Annotated in this window: 8 protein-coding genes; 7 read left to right on the top strand and 1 reads right to left on the bottom strand. The window is 57.0% G+C overall.

Going from position 1 to position 5,799, the window contains the following annotated elements; genetic code table 11:
• From Q0341_RS12980 to fliS, 7 genes are all read left to right on the top strand, one after another.
• Positions 1-242 (top strand): FHIPEP family type III secretion protein (locus tag Q0341_RS12980; protein WP_299514053.1); only part of this gene is annotated, 242 nt, incomplete at its 5' end.
• Positions 243-259: 17 nt separating this feature from the next.
• Positions 260-1,747 (top strand): hypothetical protein, encoded by a 1,488-nt coding sequence (locus Q0341_RS12975; RefSeq protein WP_299514050.1) that lies wholly within the window; start codon positions 260-262, stop codon positions 1,745-1,747.
• Positions 1,740-2,564, top strand: a complete 825-nt coding sequence (locus Q0341_RS12970) for a MinD/ParA family protein (RefSeq protein ID WP_299514048.1) — start codon at positions 1,740-1,742, stop codon at positions 2,562-2,564. Before Q0341_RS12975 ends, Q0341_RS12970 begins: the two co-directional genes overlap by 8 nt.
• Before the next feature lie 5 nt (positions 2,565-2,569).
• Complete coding sequence (gene fliA / locus Q0341_RS12965) at positions 2,570-3,280, top strand: RNA polymerase sigma factor FliA (RefSeq protein WP_299514046.1); 711 nt, start codon at positions 2,570-2,572, stop codon at positions 3,278-3,280.
• A 24-nt stretch (positions 3,281-3,304) separates the two neighbouring features.
• Positions 3,305-3,817 carry a hypothetical protein gene (locus Q0341_RS12960; protein ID WP_299514043.1) on the top strand — a complete coding sequence of 171 codons (513 nt, stop codon included), beginning with the start codon at positions 3,305-3,307 and terminating at the stop codon, positions 3,815-3,817.
• 45 nt (positions 3,818-3,862) lie between these two features.
• Entirely contained in the window at positions 3,863-4,465 is a 603-nt protein-coding gene (locus tag Q0341_RS12955) for a hypothetical protein (RefSeq protein WP_299514041.1), read from the top strand.
• Positions 4,466-4,545: 80 nt separating this feature from the next.
• Entirely contained in the window at positions 4,546-4,968 is a 423-nt protein-coding gene (gene fliS, locus Q0341_RS12950; RefSeq protein WP_299514039.1) for a flagellar export chaperone FliS, read from the top strand.
• A 29-nt stretch (positions 4,969-4,997) separates the two neighbouring features.
• Here the strand turns inward: fliS and Q0341_RS12945 are convergent.
• Positions 4,998-5,799 (bottom strand): ion transporter (locus Q0341_RS12945; protein ID WP_299514037.1); only part of this gene is annotated, 802 nt, incomplete at its 5' end.

Here is a 5,799-nt window from a genome sequence, read left to right as displayed (position 1 = left end):
TGCTGGAGCCGAGCTTGGCCGAAAGCCTGTTTGCCGCTCTGCGCGAAAGCGCCCGCAGCACCGAAGAGCAGGGCTTTGCGGCAGTGCTGGTGGTGTCGCCTGCGATTCGCCCTTGGATGTCCAAGGCGGTGCGCTTTCGGGTCAGCGACCTGACCGTTCTTTCTTACAGCGAAATTCCGGATGATCAGCCCGTCAAGGTGATCAATACCGTACAAGCTAACCCACGCAATAACACCCTGTGACCAAGGCCTGATAGATCATGGAACTCAAACGCATCCTCGCCCGAGACAGCCGCTCCGCCAATGAAAAAGCCATCCAGCTTTATGGCGCTGACGTGCTCATCATTTCCAGCCAGCGCCTGGACAACCAGACTGAGCTGATCGTGGCGGTGGATCTGGACAAGGTGGCCGCCTCGCCCGTGGCCAATGCGGCGACTGTGACGCCAGCGCTAGCCGCAAAGGCCGCAGCTGACGCGGATTTTGTGCCGTTTTCTAAGTTGTTTCAGAGTGCCAGTGCCTTTGCGCCCTTGCCTTCGGATAAGCGGCCTGTCGAGAAGCCCCAAGCGGCGGCTCCAGTCGAGGTCAGTGCCGCTTTGCCGGTGGCCGACTTGGCCCCCGCAGCGGTTGTGGCGTCTGCGGCCAGTGAGGCCGATGTGGCGCAGATGCGCCACGACAGCCAACGCAGCCAAGAAATTGTGGAGTTGATGCGCCTGGAGATGGCGGCTTTGCGCAAGGAGTTCAGCTTGTCGCGCCAAATGATGCCTTGGCAAGATGGCTTGCGTTTGTCACCCGCGGTGCAGCAATTGTCTTTGGCCATGAGCGAGGCGGGTGTACCTGCCGGTTTGCGCGCGTTGTTGACGGACAGTATTCAGTCCCTGGACAGCGTGCAAGAGGCCTTGCCTGTCATGCACAGTTTGCTGGTCAATGCCTTGTTTCGCCCAGCCATGGCCATTCCCGATTCGGGCGTGCACGCTCTGTGCGGTCCATCGGGCGCAGGCAAAACGTCGATGGTGGGTCGCTTGGCTTTGGCGGCCGCCTTGGCGCACGGTGCTGAACACCAGGCCATGGTGAGTTTTGCCGACCAACGCCCAGGCGCCTGGGCACAAATGCAATTGCTGGCAGCCCAGTCGGGCGTGGCCTGCTACCGTGCGGCCAACTCGGACATGTTGCATGCTTTGTTGGAGGACCTGGAGGGTAAGACCGTCTGGATCGACACCTGCGGGACCGATTTTTCGGCGCAGGCTGAGCTGCTTTGCAAGCACCACCCAAAGGTCTTGCGGCATGCTGTCTTGCCGGTTGATGCTACAGTGACCAGCGTGCAAAAAATTCTCCAAAACTCCTCTGCGGCGTGGTCGTCATTGATGCTGAGCAAGGTCGATGAGGCCGCTTATCCTTGGGCCTTGATCAAGGGCTTGTCCGAGCAGTCTTTGGCCGTCTCTTGCATGGCTGGCGACAGCCGCATCGGGCAGCTGGCCCAGTCTTTTGATGCCGACCAGCTGGTCAAACTGGCTTTGGCACCCTTGGCGCCTCATTTGGACAAGATGCCTGCCGTGGAGGCATCATCCCCTGTGGTGGCCGATGCGCCTGTGCGCCGCACGCGCGCCAAAAAAGCGCCCACCGTAGCCCTGATTTCCACTGCCCATGAGGAAGACATTTTGATTCCCACCTTGATGGGTTCCGTGCCTGTTTCGCCTGCACGCAAAAGAGCCGCCAACGCCTCCAGCGTCTTGAAAGTTGCCCATGGATAAGTCGGCTTTTCCACAAGTGATCGGCGTCGCCAGTGGCAAGGGCGGAGCGGGTAAAACCACAGTCTCCATCAACATGGCGGTGGCGCTGGCTTTGCGTGGCCACAAGGTGATGTTGCTCGATGCCGATTTGGGCATGGCCAATGCCCAAATTGCTCTGGGTGCGCATGCGCCTTTCAACATCAGCCATGTGCTGTCGGGCGAAAAATCGCTGGACGAGGTCTTGGTGACCACCAAGCAGGGCATTCGTTTGGTGCCCGGTGCATCCGGGTTGCGCGACATCGCAGCGCTCGACGAGCAGCAAATTGCCAGCATGATCCGGGCTTTTGACGCACTGCACGAACCCGTGGATTACTTGATCGTCGATGTGGCGGCCGGTATCGCGCCTGCGGTCTTGTCGTTCATGGCCGCTTGCCAGAGGCGTTTTGTGGTGGTGTGTGACCAGCCGTCATCTATTGCCGATGCCTATGGTTTGATCAAGGTCATGGCCACAGAGCAATCACTCGATGAAATTTACCTGATTCCCAATATGGTGGGCAATGCCCACGAGGGCCGGCAATTGCACCGCCGCCTGAACGATGTGTGCAACCGGTTTCTCGGCATTTCTCTGAAGTTTTTGCAGTCCATTGAAGCCGATGAGCTTGTGCTGCAAGCTTTGCGCAAGTACCAGTCGGTGCTGGAGTTTGCGCCCGGAAGCGCAGCAGCGCGCGATTTCAGGGCCTTGGCCGATGCAATAGACCACTTGCCACCTGTAGAGGGTGCATCGGGGCGGATGCAGTTTTTCGCCGAGCGCATGCTCCGTGCTTCGTCGGTGAGGTGATCGCTGTGGCCAGCACCATTTCCCTTTATGAGCAGGTGGACAACCGCCACGAGTCTTTGATCATTGCGCACATGCCCATGGTCAAACGTGTGGCGATTCACCTGAAAGCCCGTGTTCCGCCCTTTATGGAACTCGATGAGCTGATTCAGGTGGGGATGGTCGGGCTGATCGAGGCGGCGCGCTCTTTTGACCCCACCAAGGGGTTTGAGTTTGAGCACTTTGCCCTGAGCCGCGTGCGCGGGGCCATTTTGGACGAGGTGCGCCGGCAGTCCTTTTTGCCCAGGTCAGCGGTGGCCTTCAATAAAAGCGAAAACGAAGCCGTGCATGTGTTGGCCGCAGAACTCGGGCGTGCCCCAACCCAGTCCGAGCTGGCCTTGTTCATGGGCAAAGAGATTGATGAGTTTCAGCGCGAGCGAGGCCAAGCCAAGCGCTTTGAGACGTTCTCGATGGAGGTGGTCAACGACGAAGTCATGAGCATGCCCGGAGACCGTTCCATGCAGCCCGAAGTGATGGTGGAGGAGGCGCAATTCATGGATGCCGTGGTGGATGCGATCGACGAATTGCCCGAGCGTGAAAAACTGGTCATGAACTTGTACTACGTCGAAGAACTGAACCTGAAAGAGATTGGCGAGGTTTTGGGGGTGAGTGAGTCACGTGTGAGTCAAATTTTGTCGACCGTGGTCAAAAAATTGCGCCTGACTTTGCGGGTTGGATGACAAAATGATAAAATCATCACAACCATGTTTTCTATATTTTCCTCCAAAAGTCCAGACGACGAAATGAACAGCGCGCAGTCGCTTTTCGACAAAGTCACGGCCAGTAAATCCGATTCGCGTGAAGCCCGCAGCATGCGTATCCGCATGGGTTTGCTTTGTCGCGCCCATTTGGATAAATCGTTTGTGACGGGGGCCGAGCAGATGGCCTCTTGGCAAGAGTTGGCAGCTTTGGCCATTGCCAACGGCAAAGAGAAACCGCCGTTGCCTGAACCGTCTGTTTTTCAGAAAATCAAGACGGGCGAAAACGAGGTCTATGCTTATCTGCCTGAAGAGTACGCGCATGAAGCCCACTTTTTAGGGGCGCGCTACCAAAGTGCCGAAATTCCAGCGCTCCAAGCCATAGAAACCATGCAGGGTTTGGCCAATCAAATTTGTTTGTACGAATTGCGATTGGACGAGCCTTTTCAGGTTTTACAATTTTTGCGGGACGAATTGGCGCAATCGCCAGACAATCAGAGCGCCTCAGGGGCTGCTTGAGGACTTTCAGCAACTTGAACCAACGTGAGCCCTATGGAACCTTTTGTGTTGGCATTCATTGCCATTGGCTTGTTGGTTGTTCTGGTGTTCATCATTTACTTGATTGACCGTGTCAATTCGATCGAAAAAGAAACCCGGCAGTTTGCCCAGACGCTGAACGACCAAAAAGAGCCGCCTGCGTTGGGGCCATTTGCTGGTTTGACTTCCAAAAAACTGTGGGATGCCATGACGGGCCGTGTGCCCGAAGGCCTCGATCCAGGTGTGTTGGTGGAAGTGCGCGAACGCTACGAGTTGGTTTTGCAAAAGCACATCGAAGCTGTCTTTCAGGAGGGCGTGAAGGATGGCCAGCGCGGTCTGTCGGGTGAACCCAAAAACACCAAACTCATCACAACCTTGCGTGGGCCGATCGAGTCCTGGCTGCCTTCGGCCCAGGTGAACACCCTTTACAAGTGCGGCTTAGACAGTGCGCAATTGCCGCCCGAGCAATTGGACGCTGTTCGCAGCGCTCTCGATGAGGCTGGACAAACCCTTTACGGCAAAGCTTTGATCAATTTGGTCCAGCCTTTGTCGATGACGCTGATGCCTACAGCGGGGGCCGCCGATGCGGCCGTTCAGACACCCACCTTGCCGCCCGCAGCAAGCTCCTGAATTTCGCGCATGGGGGCCTCAAGTTTTCCCAAGGCCTTCCGATACTCTTTACACAAGCAGTTGATAAAGGGTTTTCTACCATGCGTGCATATTCAAGAGCGGCTCAAAGCTACGGTTCGGTTCAAGTGGTCACAGGCGTGGCCACCGCAGACAATGTCCAACTGATCCAGATGCTGTTTGATGGCTTGACTGAAAGCCTGGCCTCGGCACAAGGCCATATTCAGAACAATGCGATCGAAGAAAAGTCCAAAGCCTTGTCTCGCGCCGGCCGCATTGTGGTGGGTTTGCAAGGGGCCCTCGATTTTGAGCGCGGCGGTGAGCTGGCCCAGAACTTGAACGAGTTGTATGCCTATGTCACGCGTCGCTTGTTCCATGTGAACGCGTACAACGATTTGACCGTCCTGGAAGAAGTGCAAAGTTTGATCAAGGACATTGCCGAAGCATGGAAGTCCTTGCCCAGCTTGCTGGGGCAGACCCAACCGGCGATGCGTTACGCCAATTGATAGCCCATGCCCGGTGACCGACAGCCCCTTCAGGGGGCTGTTTTGTTTTGTGCTTCGGCCACGGCGGCTTTGTTCTCCATCTTGACCGTGGCCATGATGTTCTGCGCCTGGTTGTCGCTCAAGTTGAATGCCTTTTTCATTTGTTCCAAGCGTGCGATTTCGTCTTCGTGCAGTTCGCCGTCTTTGAGGGCTTGGCGCAATTCGGCTTCAAAGATGGCGCGGCGACGCGCCAACTGGTTGGCAAACGCATTGGCCACAATGCCGGTCAGCAAGGCCACGGTGCACACACCCATGAAGGCCGTCATGACCGCAATGATCTGGCCCGCCCAGGTCACGGGCGACACGTCGCCGTAGCCGACGGTGGTCAGGGTGATGGCGGCCCAGTAAAGGCTCTCGGGGATGGTGCCGAATTTGTCGGGCTGTGCGCGGTGCTCGGCAAAATACATGAGCGAGCCAAACAGCAGCAAGACGATGAGCAGCAGGTAGAGCGTTGCGACGAATGAGCGTTTTTCGCCCTGTATGGCGTGGACCAGATCTTCGATGGCGCTGCTGTAGTGCGACAGCTTGAACACCCGCACCAAGCGCACGATGCGCAGCACCCGCAGGTCGAGCCCGGGTAACAACATTTGCAGGTAAAAGGGGGCAATGGCGCCCAGATCAATCAGGCCATAAAAGCTGGTGATGTAGGCTTTGCGCCCGCGCCAGGCCCCACCAGCCGAAACTTTGTAGCGCGCACCGTGGGCCCAGATGCGGGCCAGGTATTCGAGCGTAAAAATGACCACCGAACCCCATTCGAACCAATACAAGGGGGTGGCAAACCGGGTTTGTATC

Source organism: uncultured Limnohabitans sp., assembly GCF_937889215.1.
Lineage (GTDB): Bacteria > Pseudomonadota > Gammaproteobacteria > Burkholderiales > Burkholderiaceae_C > Limnohabitans_A.
Note: the sequence above shows the minus strand (reverse complement) of the source record. Positions and strands in the feature narration are given on the sequence as shown.